Source organism: Leeia oryzae DSM 17879 (genome assembly GCF_000376945.1).
Taxonomy (GTDB): Bacteria; Pseudomonadota; Gammaproteobacteria; order Burkholderiales; family Leeiaceae; genus Leeia; species Leeia oryzae.
Genome location: NZ_AQXU01000011.1, coordinates 16,663 through 31,883, shown reverse-complemented (window position 1 = coordinate 31,883; position 15,221 = coordinate 16,663). Strand labels below are relative to the sequence as shown.

The following is a 15,221-nucleotide window of genomic DNA, read 5'->3' as shown; positions in this document are numbered from 1 at the left end:
GAGTTGCCAGTTTTTATTATCAGGAGTCCATATGTCTGAACAACCGCCAGCCGCGCCAGAAACCGAAGGGGGAGAGGCGAGTCCCGTCGTTGCTGTGGCCTCCAAAAAGAAAAAGCTGCTGTTGATTGGCTTGATTGTCGGCGGTGTGTTGCTGATCGTGATCAGTGCCGTGGCCGGATGGCTATTGTCACGAGGCGGGGCGGCAGACACCAAAAAAGCAGCGGCCCATGCAGAAGCGCCTGCGCATAAAAAAGTCGAAGCGGCAGAAGCGCATTCAGCCAAGGCAGAGCACACAGCCTCAGAGGGTGCCGCCTCTGCGGGGGGCGCGACGGATGAGGTGGCTTTGAAGGCAGAGGCCGAACGGTTGAAGCAGGATGTGTCCAAGCTGCAGGGGGATGTGCAGAAACAGACGGAAATGCTGACCCTGTCAGACGAGGCTGCCAAGCTGAAATCGGAAATCGAAGCCTTGAAGGCGCAGAAAGCCACGCTGGAGTCGGACAAAGGCAAGATTGCCGAGGGGGCGAAGCAGATCCGTGCAGGCGAGAAAAAATGTGTTCTGTCGGGAGACCCTGCTAAGCGCATGGATGAACTGCGCGTGTGTCTGGGGTTGAGCGGTGCGAAGCCAGAGCCAGGCGCCGCTGCTGGCAAGCCTGCGGATGCACATGCCGGTCCACACTGGAGTTATGCGGGTGAATCAGGTCCGGAATATTGGGCCAAACTGAATCCGGAATGGAAATTGTGTGCCAATGGCCGTGCGCAATCCCCGATCAATCTGGTGGGGTCGTTCGAGCATGGCGCACCGCCGCTGCAATTTGCCTATAAGCCGGGCGAGATCTCGATGGTGAATAACGGCCATACGGTACAGGCCAACCTGAAAGATGCGGGTGGCGTGGATTTGTATGGTAAACGCTACAATCTGGTGCAATTGCATTTCCATACGCCAAGCGAAGAACTGGTGAATGGTCGTGCGGCAGACATGGTTGTGCATATGGTGCACAAGTCTGACGACGGTAAACTGCTGGTAGTGGGTGTCTTGTTAAACAAGGGAAAAGACAATCTGGTTTTGAAACCGGTGTTTGACAACCTGCCGAAAGAGGAAGGGTCAGAGAGGCCGATTGCCTCAGGCAAACTGGATGCCGGCAAGCTGGTAGCTGCCAATGCACCGTATTATCATTTTGAAGGGTCGCTGACCACACCACCCTGCACCGAAGGCGTGCAATGGTTTGTGATGAAGGATGCCGCATCGGTGTCGCCAAAGCAGTTTGCTGCCTTTACGGCGCTCTATCCGTTTAATGCCCGCCCGGTGCAGGCAGTCAATGGTCGGAAGGTGGATGAGCGTTAGGATTACATCGTCAGCCGTACAGTCACTGTGACCAAAACAAAACCCCGCATCTAGCGGGGTTTTGTTTTGGCGGTATGGCAGGCAATTAACCGCGATAGTAGCGCTGCGGTACAAACGGAGTCTTGGCCACTTGCATCGGCACTTGCTTGCCGCGTACCAGCGCAAACAGTTCTGTGCCGACAGCCGAAACGGCGGTGTCGACATAAGCAAGTGCCAATACCCCACCCAAGGTAGGACCAAAGCCACCAGAGGTCACTTTACCGACGACATCACCCGCTGCATTCACGATTTCAGCGCCTTCACGCACGGGCGTTCTTTCTTGTCCCAGCAGGCCGACACGCTTGCGGGCAGGGCCATCCGCCAGTTGCTGCAGAATACGAGCTGCCCCCGGGAAACCACCTTCACGTTCGCCACCGGCGCGGCGTACTTTCTGGATGGCCCAGGTCAGGCTGCCTTCAACCGGGGTGGTGGTGGTGTCCAGATCGTGGCCGTACAGGCAAAGACCGGCCTCCAGACGCAGTGAATCGCGCGCGCCCAAGCCAATTGCCGCCACTTCTGGCTGGGCCAGCAGCAGTTTGGCCAGTTCAATGGCTTTTGCATTGGGCACGGAAATCTCGAACCCGTCTTCACCAGAGTAACCGGAACGGGTAACAAAGCATGGTACGCCCGCCAGGGTGAGTGTACGTGCGGTCATGAAAACCCAGCTCTTGAAATCGGTGTCTGGTGACAGTTTGGCCAGTGCCTCTGCGGCTAACGGGCCTTGCAGGGCCAATAGGGCATGGTCGCCTAGGATTTCGATCTCGCATTGCCCCGCCAGATGCTTTTGCATGTGCGCAATGTCTTGTTCTTTGCAACCGGCATTGACGACGACAAACAGATGATCGCCCGCGTGGGTGACCATCAGGTCGTCCAGAATGCCGCCTTCTTCATTGGTGAAGAACGCGTAACGCTGCTGCCCTTCCGTCAGGCTCAGCAGATCGACGGGTACCAGGGTTTCCAGTGCTTTGGCCGCATTCGGGCCCTTCAGTTTCAGCTGGCCCATGTGAGACACATCGAACAGACCGGCTTTTTCACGGGTGTGCAGATGCTCTTTGAGGACACCTAGCGGATATTGGACGGGCATATCATACCCGGCGAAAGGCACCATTTTCGCACCCAGTTCCAGATGCAGGTCATAAAGGGCGGTACGGTGAAGAGGGGCTTCGCTCATTTGGCACTCCAGCATGTCGATTGACGTTAAAAATCCGCAGACCCAAGGATGACTCGTTCCTGCGGAGATGCATGATTACCCAATGGCGAGGCTCGGCTTGTCTGGCGTGATGTGTTGTACTACACCAGACAAGCCAGCAAGGTCACAGTCGTTCGGTTAACACTCGATCACGTTAACCGGTACTTCAATGACATTGATTGCCAGCCCGCCACGGGCGGTTTCTTTGTACTTCAGTTTCATGTCTGCGCCGGTTTCGCGCATGGTTTTAATCACGCGGTCCAGCGATACAAAATGTTTGCCATCACCACGCATGGCCATCCGCGCGGCGTTAATTGCCTTAATAGACGCCATGGCATTGCGTTCGATACACGGGACTTGCACCAGGCCGCCAACCGGGTCACAGGTGAGGCCCAGATTGTGTTCCATGCCGATTTCAGCCGCATTCTCGACTTGTTCCGGTGTCAGACCCATGACTTCGGCCAAGCCACCCGCTGCCATGGAGCAGGCAGAACCGACTTCTCCCTGGCATCCTACTTCGGCACCGCTAATCGAAGCATTCTCTTTGTAGAGGATGCCAATGGCGCCGGCGGTGAGCAAGAAGCGAACAATACCGTCATCGTTTGCGCCCGGGATAAAGCGGTGATAATAATGCATCACCGCAGGAATAATACCCGCAGCGCCATTGGTCGGGGCTGTTACCACGCGGCCACCGGCTGCGTTTTCTTCGTTCACGGCCAGCGCATACAGGTTGACCCAGTCCATGGTGGTCAGCGGGTCTTTCAGTGCGGCTTCCGGCTGTGAGGCCAACTGCTGGAACAGTTCTTTGGCGCGGCGCTTGACCTTCATCCCGCCCGGCAAAATGCCATCCGTCTTGCAACCGCGCTCAACGGCACCCTGCATGACGCGCCAGATATTCAGCAAGCCTTCACGAATTTCGGTTTCCGTACGCCAGGTTTTCTCGTTCTCCAGCATGATGTCTGACATGCGCAGACCATGTTCTTTACACATGGCCAGCAGCTGGTTACCCGATTTGAACGGGTAAGGCACGGCATGGTCATCTTCTTTAAGCTGGTCTTTGCCGGCGTTTTCTTCGTTTACCACAAAGCCGCCGCCAACCGAGTAATAAATCTTGGCACGGATTTCTTTGCCGCTGGCGTCCAGTGCGGTAAATTTCATCCCGTTCGGGTGGTATGGCAAGCTCTGGCGCTTGTACATGACCAGATGTTCTTTTTCCACAAAGCGGATGGCTTTGTGGCCCATCAGACGGACATTGCCTTCTGCGCGGATGCGTTCGAGCTTGGTGGATACCTGTTCGACATCCACCACGTCTGGCAGCTCGCCTTCCAGACCCAGCAAGACGGCCGTGTCTGAGCCGTGCCCCTTGCCTGTTGCACCCAGGGAGCCAAACAGCTCTACCTTGATGCTGTCTACCGTGTCCAGCAAACCGTCTTCTTCCATGACGCTCACAAAGCGCCATGCTGCGCGCATCGGGCCAACCGTATGTGAGGATGAAGGGCCGATACCGATTTTAAACAAATCAAATACGCTGATCGTCATAGTGTGCAACTCCGCGAAATATAAATCGTTTCACTGGCTGCCTGTTGGTGTCTCCCAACGGGCAAACAGAGAACGTGGATGTAATACTCTAAACTGCGAGAATGGCTTACATCCTCTTGCCGGTGTGTTCGGATTCCGACGTGTTCCTGTCTGCGTTGGTCAGTCTGACCGGAGGCTGCACAATTGATCCACTGCGCCGCCAGGCAACGCAGTTTGAAACTGTTGTCGTGAATCTTAGGTGGGATGAAATGATTTGTAAAATCAATAATCTTGATAAAACTATTTGCGTTGCTTATAGTCCGGTCGGGTGAGCCAAAACCTGACCAGACATCATAGCTTGAAATGACTGAGTGAGGACTTCAGTTCGCCTGCCAGCGCGGTCAGCGAGGTGGCCTCTGCGTGCACAGACTTCACCGTATGGCTGGTTTCCTGCGCCAGCGCGGCGACCTTTTCCACGGTAATCGCCAGTTGCTGGCTGGTATGGCTTTCTTCCTGCAGGGCGTTGTTGGTATCCGATACCCGAGCTTCTGCTTCTAGTGTCATCCGCTGGATTTCTCCGACAGCTTCACCCGCTTGTCTGGCCAGTTCGGCACTGGTTTCTACTTTGGCAACGCTTTCGTCAATATGTTCCGTCACGACCTGGGCTGTTTTCTGAATATTACGAATCACGGTCACAATTTCCTGGGTTGACAGTGACGTGCGCTCAGCCAGTTTGCGCACTTCATCGGCGACGACTGCAAACCCCCTGCCTTGTTCGCCAGCCCTGGCGGCCTCAATGGCGGCATTCAGCGCCAACAGGTTGGTCTGGTCCGCAATTTCCTTGATGATGTTGACGACGGCACCAATCTGCTGTGCGTCCGCAGCCAATGACTCGATGGTAGAAGATGTCTGTGTCACCGTGGTGACCAGTTGCTGGATGCTGTCGGCCGCCTCCCGCACAATCTGGCTGCCGGATGCGGATTGCGAACCTGCCTGACGGGCAAAGGCCAGTGTCTCGCCAGTATTTTGGGCGACAACAGTCAAGCCCTCTGACAGTTGCTCCATAGAGGCGGACATTTCCATGGCCGAGTCGGACTGGGCGGCGCTGTTTTGGCTGACGCGCCGGGTATCTGCCAGTAGCTGCCTGCTGCTGTGATCAATGGCCTGACTGGCGGCGGATGTCTGTTGTACGAGTTTCTGCAAGGAGTCCATCAAGGCATTGAATGCCGTGGTTGCCAGGCCGATTTCATTTTCTTGTGCATACTGCACGCGCTGATTCAAGTCACCGGTCTGCCGGACGGTATCTGCCGTACGGACCAGCAAATTCAGCGGACGAGTAATGTTGCGGATCACCCGCCATGCAATGCCCAGGCAGGTGGCGGCCGCCAGCAGGGTGACAATGCCAAGAATCCAGCTGGTTTGCGTAAATGAAGTTCTGGCGTCTCGCTCGACCAGACTGGCCTGATCATCCAGCACTTTGGAGAGCGCGGCCATCTTGCCTTCCAGGGTAGAAAAGCTGACTTTGAAGGCGTTCAGCTGTGCATCCGGGATGGGACCTTTACCCGCCTGGCTGGCAATACCCTGGGCAAGCGACAAATAGGTTTCTGTGAGCGGCATGATCTCGTTGAATAGTTGCTCGACCACGGCCGCATGCGGGGTGCCGCGGTTGGCGCTGAACATGTCACGGAAATTCTTTGCATGGCTGGCCAGATCCTGGCTGGCTTCAGCCAGATTGTCTTTGTTAGCTTCTTTTGTGGCGATGGAAATCGACTGGACATCGGCACGGATTGCATCGTGCATCATGTCTGCCTCCATGTGCCGCTGGATCATCTGCTGACTGGTCGTGAGTTCGGACACATTGCTGCTTAGATCCGATAAACCCTTTTGTGCAGCAACACCCAATGCAAGACAGCAAACAATACTGACAATGGCTAAACCGACTAACTGTGTTTTGATGGTAAGCGTACGCATGTTGGATCATCCGGCGGGTTAGGGGATATGCGCTACAACAATGGCGGTAACGTCGGCCGATAAAGTCGATATATGGTTACTATGCCATCCATGCTTAATAGTAGAGGGTTGCCCCGGAAATGCCATGGCTTTTTCAGGGGGAGTCCATTCACGGCGATGTCTGCGTTCAAATAGGCAAACGGACAGTGTTCTTGACTTCTTCCATGACCGCGTAGGTATGGGTTTCGCGCACCCCTTTTACCGAGCTGAGCAGGTCATCCAGAAACACCCGATAGGCATTCATGTCTTTAACCCGTGCCTTGATCAGGTAATCAAACCCGCCTGCCACCATGTGGCATTCCATGATCTGCGGCATTTTCCGGGCGGCATCTTTAAAGCTGGCAAATGATTCGGGCGTGGTCCGGTCTAGCGAGACTTCTACAAATACCAGCAAACCTACCCCGAGCAGGTTCGGGTCCAGTACCGCCATGTAGTCGCGGATATATCCCTGCTGCTGCAGGCGTTTGACCCGCTCCAGACACGCCGCTGGGGATAAATGAACCCGCTTGGAGAGTTCCACATTGGTGATCTTGCCGTCTTCTTGCAGCATTTTCAGAATGGCTCTATCGGTTCTGTCTATTGGAAGTGACATGAGGTTGCCAAATAATATTTTGTGAAAGTTGACTTATTATTATTTAAGTTTGGCCAAATTGCAAAATATCAAAACCCTATTTGGATAAAACGTGAATATTATGAACAAAAATTTTTGGCCCCCATCCAAAGGTTTTTTTGCAGCAAAAGGTTGTCTATAACTAAGGGGTGGCCATGCGGATACATGGACCACCCCTGCTCAAAAGCCGGGTAGAGATATCTGCCTGTAATACCAAGCGTACAACCACTGCCAGTCAATACGGCTGGCGGTTAAATAATAAATAAGCCGACAAGCGGCCAGATGGATTATCCATCCAGAGAATCAGGAACACTCGACATCGTTGGTATTGGAGATCAATCCCGACAACGTACCGGCCCCATCCGGAGGTGTTCTGGCCTGCTTGTCCGATGTTTAATGATTTTGATCGGAACACTTGAACATGACTACAACACCCTCTCCTGTTCCTCCGGTCACGCAGGGTCTGGCGGATATTCGTCCACGTTTCTTGATGGATGAAGCAACAGCCCTGCGTCCCTTGCTGGAGGCGGCAACTTTGGCACCTGCGTTACGTACGCAAGTCCAGAGCACTGCACAACAACTGGTCGCCAATGTGCGGACCAAAAAGCTGACCAAGCTGGATGCGTTCTTGCAAGAGTACGGTCTGGATACGCAGGAAGGCGTGATCCTGATGTGTCTGGCAGAGGCTCTGCTGCGTATTCCGGACAGCGAAACCCAGGATGCACTGATTCGTGGCCTGCTCTCCAAAGGCGAGTGGGACAAGCACATGGGCAGCAGTGCTTCATGGCTGGTCAACGCCTCTACCTGGGGCCTGATGTTGTCTGGCAAGATCCTGAGCTGGACCAATGCACCGAGCCAGATTATCTCCCGCCTGACCACCAAGCTGGGGGATGTGACTTTGCGTCAGGGCGTGAAAACCGCCATGGGCATTCTGGCCAAAGAGTTCGTGATTGGTGAAACCATTACCGACGCGCTCAAGGAAGCTGCCGAGCTGCCGGAGTTCCGCTACTCTTACGACATGCTGGGCGAGGCCGCGTTTACGGCCGAAGATGCCGCCCGCTACTACAAAGATTATCAGGACGCCATTGCCTCGCTGGCATGCGCACCACAAAGCGACTTTTTCGGCCGCAACAGTATTTCGGTCAAGCTGTCTGCCCTGCACCCGCGTTACGACTACACCAAGCGTGACCGTGTACTGAGCGAGATGGTGCCGATGGTGCTGCGCCTGTGCGAACAAGCGCGTGATGCCAATATCCTGCTGACGCTGGATGCGGAAGAGGCCGACCGTCTGGAGCTGTCTCTGGAATTGCTGGATGCCTTGCTGGGCGCACCGAGCCTTAAAGGCTGGGATGGCCTGGGTCTGGCGGTTCAGGCTTACCAGAAGCGCGCACCGCTGGTGATCGACTGGCTGGCAGAGCGTGCCCGTTTCCACGGCAAGACCATTCCGGTCCGCCTGGTAAAAGGCGCGTACTGGGATGCCGAAATCAAGCGTGCCCAGCTGGCAGGTCTGGAAGGTTTCCCGGTTTACACCAAGAAAACCCATACCGATGTCTCTTACATGGCCTGTGGCCGCCGCATGCTGTCGCATGGCAATGCGTTCTACCCGCAGTTTGCTACCCATAACGCCCACACGGTTGCGTATTTCCTGACCCTGACACGCGGCGATCAAGCCGAGTTCAAAGGCGCTGCGTTCGAATTCCAGCGTCTGCACGGCATGGGCGAAATGCTGCACCGCGCGCAAATGGAACGCTTTAACGTGCCGGTACGTGTGTATGCACCGGTAGGTTCTTTCCATACCTTGTTGCCATATCTGGTTCGTCGCCTGCTGGAAAACGGTGCAAACAGCTCGTTTGTGAACCGCCTGGGCGATGCCAGCCTGCCAATCGAAGACGTGGTGGCTGACCCAGTGAAAAAAGTGGAAGCAACCGATTTATCCGGACACAGCAAAATTGCATTGCCAATCGATATTTTTGGCGATGATCGACCAAATTCCAAAGGGCTTAACATGGCAGACCTGGACGTATTAAACAAACTGCAATCTGAACTGAAAACTCACTATGCCCGCCAATGGCAAGCGGCCCCGATCATCGGTGGCGAGCGTCAGGGCGGCGATGCCGCACAGGCATTTAACCCGGCCAACCTGAGCGAAGTGATCGGTCTGGTGGTCTCTGCCGACGAAGCACAAGTTGAAAAAGCCTTGCAAGTGGCCGACGAAGCAGCTGAAGCCTGGTGCCAAACACCGGTAGAAGTACGTGCTGCAGCCCTGTACCGTGGTGCCAACCTGCTGGAAGAACACCAGAGCGAACTGATCGCCCTGCTGGTGCGCGAAGGCGGCAAGACGCTGAACGATGCACTGGGCGAAGTGCGCGAAGCCATCGACTACTGCCGTTTCTATGCCAATGAAGCCCGTCGTCTGATGGGGCAACCAATCCAGCTGCCAGCCGTGACGGGTGAAGACAATCAGCTGATCCTGTCCGGTCGTGGCGTGTTCTTCTGCGTGTCGCCATGGAACTTCCCGCTGGCCATTTTCCTGGGCCAGCTGACCGCTGCCATCGCAGCCGGTAACGCCGTTGTGGCCAAACCTGCCGGGCAAACACCGCTGGTGGCCTACCGTGCCGTTGAATTGCTGCTCGAAGGGGGTATCCCGGGCGGCGTGCTGAACTTTGTGCCGGGTTCCGGTTCCAAAATCGGCCGTCAGGTGATCAGTGACCCGCGTCTGGATGGTGTGGTATTTACCGGTTCTACCGAAGTGGCTCAGCAACTGTTCCGTGGCCTGGCCAATCGTGATGGCGCCATTCTGCCGCTGGTGGCCGAAACCGGTGGCATGAACGCCATGATCGTGGACAGTTCTGCCTTGCCAGAGCAAGTGGTAGCTGACGTGATCATGTCGGCCTTCAACGCCGCTGGTCAGCGTTGTTCCGCGCTTCGCCTGCTGTTTGTGCAGGACGATGTAGCCGATGGCACGATCAAGCTGCTAAAAGGCGCCATGGCCGAACTGCGTCTGGGCAACCCGCAACTGATCGAAAGCGATATCGGTCCGGTGATCGACGTGAACTCCAAGCTGGAACTGGATCGTTACGTGGCCAATCTGCGCCAGACAGCCAAAGAAATCGCCACCGCACCACTGCCAGCAGATGCCTCTCGTGGCAACTTCGTGGCACCCGTTGCGTTTGAAATCACCCTGGACCAATTGCCAGAGCGCGAAGTGTTCGGCCCGGTACTGCACGTGATCCGCTGGAAAGCGGGCGACCTGCAAAATGTGCTGGCCGCCATCCACAAGACCGGTTATGGCCTGACGCTGGGCATCCACAGCCGTATCGATGCCCACATCGACTGGATCAAGAAAAACGCCCGCATCGGTAACATCTATGTTAACCGTAACCAGATTGGTGCCGTGGTCGGTACCCAGCCATTCGGTGGCGAAGGCCTGTCCGGTACCGGCTTCAAGGCTGGCGGCCCGCACTACCTGCTGCGGTTCTCTGTAGAACGCGCCATTTCCGTCAACACCACAGCGGCGGGTGGCAATGCCAGCCTGCTGGCCATGGGTGGTGAAGGCTAATACGTTTAACGCAACACCTCTCTCCGCGTTGAGACTGGCCGGGGCTTTTGCCCCGGCTTTTTTTATCCCGGAAACGCATCGTGGCCGGCAACGATGAATCGCTAGGTGTGAAAGGCCCGCGAGTCTGTTGAGTTCAGGTAAAATGCCCGCATGGCCAAAAAATCACCTATTCCCCTTACCCTGTTTTTCCCGATCAAGTTCCCTGGCGGCAACGTTGTCAAACGGTTTGCCAAGCCCTGCGTTCGTTGCGGCGAATGGGTAGAGCTCAAGCACATGGAAGGTATCGTCAAGCTCAGGGCAGACCGAGCCTTGCTGTCGGCCAATGCTACTTGCGCCTCCTGCGGGACCCGCTTTCCGGTCGATTGCATGATTACGCCTGACAAACAGGTGATCAAGCTGCATATCCCGCATGCGTTTCTGATGTGGTACCTGCTAAGAACCAGCCATATTCCGGCAACCAGTGCGGCAAGTACGCCAGATGCCGCACCTGCACCAAGCCTGCGCCCGGTCGCTGCGCGAGAGGTGGAAATGGCCATCGATGTGGTGGGGAACTATCAGGGGCAGAGCATCCCGGCAGCGGTCAGCTACAAAGGGATATGGTATGACTTCGAGCGTGTCGCCATGAAGCAGGAGGCAGCATTGGCGGCAGACGAGTTATGGCTCGACAGCGGTTTGATTTTCCGCCGTCGAGCATAGTCAGTATTAACTGAGCAGCATCATGCTGGCACGCTGGCGGCCTGATGGTGCCATTTGCCGGCACCTTCCAGTACCAGCTCCTGCTGATGATATTGCTTTAGGGTGCTGCGGTGTCCGACGCTGACGATAATCGCGTCGGGCAACTGCTGCTTCAGCAGGGTATACATCGCATGCTCCAGCCCTTCATCCATGGCCGATGTAGCCTCATCCAGAAAAATCGCTTCCGGCTTGGCCAGCAAGGCACGGCCAAAGGCCAGACGCTGCTGTTCCCCTAAGGACAGAATCCGTGTCCAGTCAGCTTCTTCATGCAATCGTGCCCCCAGGTGGGCCAACTGGACTTTGTCCAGTACCGCCATGGCTTCCTTGTCATCAAAGGCTTGTTCATTAGCCGGATAGCACAAGGTCGCTTTGAGCGTGCCGAGCGGCATGTAAGGCTTTTGCGACAGGAATAGTTGCTTGTCCGGAGCAGGGGTGATGACATCACCACTTGCAAACGGCCACAAACCAGCCATGCTGCGCAGCAGGGTGGTCTTACCTGCACCGGAAGGCCCTTTGATCAACAAGGACTCGCTGCGGGCCAAACGAAGATTCAGGTGTGATAGCAGCGGTTGCTGGGCTGGTGACAACACCGTCAACTGCTGGGCAGAGACCTGGGCCGGCTGGTGTGAAATGGCTGCTGTAGGCAATTTGTCGGCCTCATTGATCGCTGTAGAGAACCCCGTCAACCGGTTGATGACTGCACGGTAGTTGGCAAAGTTGTCGTAAGAGGTCCGGATGAAAGACAGCGCATCCTGAACCTGCCCAAATGCCTGAGCCGTCTGCATGACATCACCCAGTGAAATCTGCTTCTTCAAAAAGCGGGGCGCCTGCACGATAAACGGAAACACCACCGCAGCCTGGCTGATGGTCAGGTTAAAGCCCTGAAACTTGATCGACCGGAACACAATCGCCCACGCGTTGCTGATCACATCTGCAAATCGCTTGAAGAGGGTGCCTTTTTCGACCGCTTCGCCTTTAAAGAAGGCAACGCTTTCACCATATTCCCGCAAGCGGATCAGGGCATAACGGTAGTTCGCGTTCAGTTGCTCGTTCAGGAAGTTCAATCGTACCAGTGGTCGCCCGATGCGAATCGCAAAAATGGTCGCGACAAATACATACAGGTACACCAGAAACACCATGGCCCGCGGGATTTCAATACCGAACAGCGTCAGCGCACCAGACAGCCCCCACAGAATGACTGTGAATTCCAGTAGCGAGACCACGGCATCGACCAGACCCAGTGACAGGCTCATGGTACTGTCAGTAAAACTGTTGATATCCTGCTGGATACGCTGGTCCGGGTTGTCTGCATCCTGTTCCAGATACTGGGTACGGAAGTAGGATTGCTTGTCGACCCAGCGATCCACAAAGCGTTCATTCAGCCAGACCCGCCAGCGGATCTGAAACGCTTGCTGGATATAGAAATTCAGCAGGGCACGTACCACATGAATGGTGGCCAGAATGGAGAAAAGCCCCATGAACAGCCAGAAAGCTTTGCCGTCCACCTTCTGGAGCGCGCTATAAAATCCGTTGTACCAGAACGAAAACAGTACGTTCATGCGGACAGAAAACAGGGTAAACAGCAGTAGCAAGGCCACGGCCGCCAGCGGCTTCCAGCTGCGTTTGGGGCAGAAATAAGGCCACGCCAGTTCCGAAATCTGCTTGCCCCAGCGCGTGGTTTTGGCCAGCGTGTAGCAGACCAAAGAAAAAACGACCAGGGTAATGACAAACGCTTTTGCCAGCCAGATCAGGCTACTGGCAACCTCATGATTCCAATCCATGCTTGCCCTTTCCTTTGTGCATGACTTTCACCACGCCACGCAAGATATCGACTTCTTCTTTTTCCAGTTGCTTGCGCCCGAACAAGCGGCGCAATCTCGGCATGAGTTTTTTGGGGTTGTTCGGGTTCAGGAACCCGATATCAATCAGCGCCGCTTCCAGATGGGTATAGAACATCTCCATCTCTTCGAAGCTCGCCATTTGATGCGTTTCCACCACATTTTCCAGTGAGGTATTAATCGCCATACGGCATTCATACGTCAGCACCTGCACCGCTTGCGCCAGGTTCAGCGAGGAATAATGCGGGTTGGTCGGAATGGTGACCAGCAGATTGCACAACGCGACTTCGTCAATCGACAGCCCGTTGGTTTCATTGCCAAACACCAGCGCCACTTCCTGATCCTGGGCAATACCGCACAGATGTTGCGCGCAACGACGGGCATCCATCAGCTCCGGCCCCAGTTCCCGGCGACGACTGGTCAGTGCTGCGGCCACAACAGTGCCTTCCAGTGCCTTGGCCAGCGAATCCACCACGATGGCATTTTCCAGTACGTCCACGGCCCCGCTGGCACGGGCGGTAGCCTCTTCGTTCGGGAAGTGTTTGGGGTTGACCAGATACAGCTTGGTCAGCCCCATGTTTTTCATGGCACGTGCTGCAGCACCAATATTGCCGGGATGAGAGGTATGCGATAACACCACGCGGATGCGGGTTAGTGGCAAATCTGCCGAAATATCTATTTTTTCGAGAATCGATTTCACGTTAGTGCTTGTTTTTATTTATAATGTCGGTTAATCAGGATGTCACCAAACCAGTGGCATCGCTACGTTCTTTATTCAACGGGTGCCGTTCACAGGCGTTTACGCCATATTGCTGCATCTTTGCTTCTTTTACAAACAGGTCTGACTCATGCAATCTCATCCAATGCTCAACATCGCGGTGAAAGCGGCTCGTCGTGCAGCCGGTGTTATCACCCGCGCAAGCCGTAACCTTGATACCCTTACCGTGCAATCCAAGCAACCCAATGATCTGGTGAGCGAGGTCGATCGTGCAGCAGAAGCAACCGTGATCCAAACCATCAAAGAAGCGTATCCGGATCACGCCATTCTAGCAGAAGAAAGCGGCGCCATTGGCGAGTCAGACTACGTTTGGATCATCGACCCGCTCGATGGTACCACCAATTTCCTGCATGGCTTCCCGCAATACTGTGTCTCTATCGCCCTGCAATACAAAGGCCAGACGACACAGGCCGTGATTTACGACCCGAACCGAAACCATCTGTTCACCGCATCCCGTGGCGCAGGCGCTTATCTGGACAGCCGCCGTATCCGCGTTTCACGCAAACTGCAATTGTCAGACGCCTTGTTGTCTACCGGTTTCCCGTATCGCGAACTGTCAAATCTGGACAACTATCTGGCGATGTTCAAGGAGTTTACTCTGAAATCCCAAGGTATCCGCCGTCCGGGCTCTGCTGCGCTGGATCTGGCCTATGTGGCCGCCGGCTGGATTGACGGCTTCTGGGAAATGGGCCTGGCCCCTTGGGATATCGCTGCCGGCGCCCTGATGATTCAGGAGGCTGGCGGTCTGGTGGCTGACTTTACAGGTGAAGAAGGCTACATGACGTCTGGTAACGTACTGGCCGGCACGCCACGCGTCTTTGGTCAGATGCTGCAAGTGCTTCAGCCGCTGCTGCCAAAACCGGTTGATCCGGACAGTTTTGCTGCCCAGCTGAGCTAATCCTCTGAAAATACAAAAGGCGGAGACATATGTCCCCGCCTTTTGTATTGCCGCTAGCAGGCAGATGGCTTATTTACAGCCGATTTGCCCGGTGGAGGCTACATACGGTTTCAGACCGGTGCTGCATTTCAGCGGTTCTGCTGGTGGCAAGGCACGGCAGGCAAATGCCCCGTTCTTTTTAACGGACCCGGGCGTGATTTCCCAACCGCTTGGGCATGAAGGTGCTTTGACGCCAGATACCTTGAAGGTCGTCATCCCTTTGCCCTTACAGTTGTTGACGCCATTATGGTCAACCCCTTCGGCCTTGACGGTGTAAGAACCGGCTTTGTCATAGGTATGCTGGATTTCTTTGGGCAAGCCCTGATGCACCTCGATGAATTCCTGCTTGCCATCGCCAAAATCAATGCCAATGGCACAGTCCATGGAGCCGTTTTTGGCCGGGTCAATCTTGATGGTGGCTGGTTCGCCAGTCACCGGGGTTGTCGGATTGACGGATACCGCACCGATTTCCGGACGGGAAAAGGCATCCAGTGCAAAGGCCTGGCTAACGCTCAGGCCTGCAAGCAAAGCAGCAATCAGGGTAAGTTTTGTCGTCATGTGTCGTTCTCCATTTAGTTGGCATACTTTAAAGCTAGCAAACTGCATGCGTAATGTCCATGCATTTGACGATGTTTTTAGCAATAAGCAGGAGGCTGGGCGTGAATC

Annotated in this window: 11 protein-coding genes; 4 read left to right on the top strand and 7 right to left on the bottom strand. The window is 55.3% G+C overall.

Annotation, left to right across the window (positions count from 1 at the left end; genetic code table 11):
* The first annotated feature begins 31 nt into the window (after positions 1-31).
* A complete protein-coding gene (locus F552_RS20255) occupies positions 32-1,342 on the top strand; it encodes a carbonic anhydrase family protein (protein WP_018149847.1) in 1,311 nt (436 codons plus the stop codon).
* A gap of 85 nt (positions 1,343-1,427) precedes the next feature.
* On the opposite strand, the gene gcvT is transcribed toward F552_RS20255, so the two are convergent.
* The 4 genes from gcvT to F552_RS0100980 all read right to left on the bottom strand — a co-directional run bounded on the left by gcvT (position 1,428) and on the right by F552_RS0100980 (position 6,690).
* Positions 1,428-2,552 (bottom strand): glycine cleavage system aminomethyltransferase GcvT, encoded by a 1,125-nt coding sequence (gcvT, locus tag F552_RS0100995; protein WP_018149846.1) that lies wholly within the window; start codon positions 2,550-2,552, stop codon positions 1,428-1,430.
* Positions 2,553-2,708: 156 nt separating this feature from the next.
* Positions 2,709-4,109 carry an L-serine ammonia-lyase gene (locus F552_RS0100990; protein WP_018149845.1) on the bottom strand — a complete coding sequence of 467 codons (1,401 nt, stop codon included), beginning with the start codon at positions 4,107-4,109 and terminating at the stop codon, positions 2,709-2,711.
* 330 nt (positions 4,110-4,439) lie between these two features.
* Positions 4,440-6,059 carry a methyl-accepting chemotaxis protein gene (locus tag F552_RS0100985; protein ID WP_018149844.1) on the bottom strand — a complete coding sequence of 540 codons (1,620 nt, stop codon included), beginning with the start codon at positions 6,057-6,059 and terminating at the stop codon, positions 4,440-4,442.
* Between the two features lie 166 nt (positions 6,060-6,225).
* Positions 6,226-6,690, bottom strand: a complete 465-nt coding sequence (locus F552_RS0100980; protein ID WP_033374410.1) for an Lrp/AsnC ligand binding domain-containing protein — start codon at positions 6,688-6,690, stop codon at positions 6,226-6,228.
* Positions 6,691-7,129: 439 nt separating this feature from the next.
* Here F552_RS0100980 and putA point away from each other — a divergent pair, with 439 nt between their 5' ends.
* Together putA and F552_RS19855 are read left to right on the top strand one after the other, a co-directional pair.
* Positions 7,130-10,267: a bifunctional proline dehydrogenase/L-glutamate gamma-semialdehyde dehydrogenase PutA gene (gene putA, locus F552_RS18145; RefSeq protein ID WP_033374407.1), complete on the top strand. Its 3,138-nt coding sequence runs from the start codon at positions 7,130-7,132 to the stop codon at positions 10,265-10,267.
* Positions 10,268-10,417: 150 nt separating this feature from the next.
* The gene (locus F552_RS19855) at positions 10,418-10,963 is read left to right on the top strand and encodes a hypothetical protein (protein ID WP_018149841.1); all 546 of its coding nucleotides are present in this window, start codon (positions 10,418-10,420) and stop codon (positions 10,961-10,963) included.
* A 20-nt stretch (positions 10,964-10,983) separates the two neighbouring features.
* On the opposite strand, the gene F552_RS0100965 is transcribed toward F552_RS19855, so the two are convergent.
* Both F552_RS0100965 and F552_RS0100960 read right to left on the bottom strand, forming a co-directional pair.
* Entirely contained in the window at positions 10,984-12,783 is a 1,800-nt protein-coding gene (locus F552_RS0100965; RefSeq protein WP_018149840.1) for an ABC transporter ATP-binding protein/permease, read from the bottom strand.
* The gene (locus F552_RS0100960; protein ID WP_018149839.1) at positions 12,767-13,540 is read right to left on the bottom strand and encodes an RNA methyltransferase; all 774 of its coding nucleotides are present in this window, start codon (positions 13,538-13,540) and stop codon (positions 12,767-12,769) included. The genes F552_RS0100965 and F552_RS0100960 overlap by 17 nt, the downstream gene beginning before the upstream one ends.
* A 148-nt stretch (positions 13,541-13,688) precedes the next feature.
* On the opposite strand from F552_RS0100960, the gene F552_RS0100950 reads away from it, so the two are divergent.
* Positions 13,689-14,516: an inositol monophosphatase family protein gene (locus F552_RS0100950; protein WP_051078234.1), complete on the top strand. Its 828-nt coding sequence runs from the start codon at positions 13,689-13,691 to the stop codon at positions 14,514-14,516.
* 69 nt (positions 14,517-14,585) lie between these two features.
* Here F552_RS0100950 and F552_RS0100945 read toward each other — a convergent pair whose 3' ends face one another.
* Entirely contained in the window at positions 14,586-15,113 is a 528-nt protein-coding gene (locus tag F552_RS0100945; RefSeq protein ID WP_018149836.1) for a PKD domain-containing protein, read from the bottom strand.
* Positions 15,114-15,221: the final 108 nt, after the last annotated feature.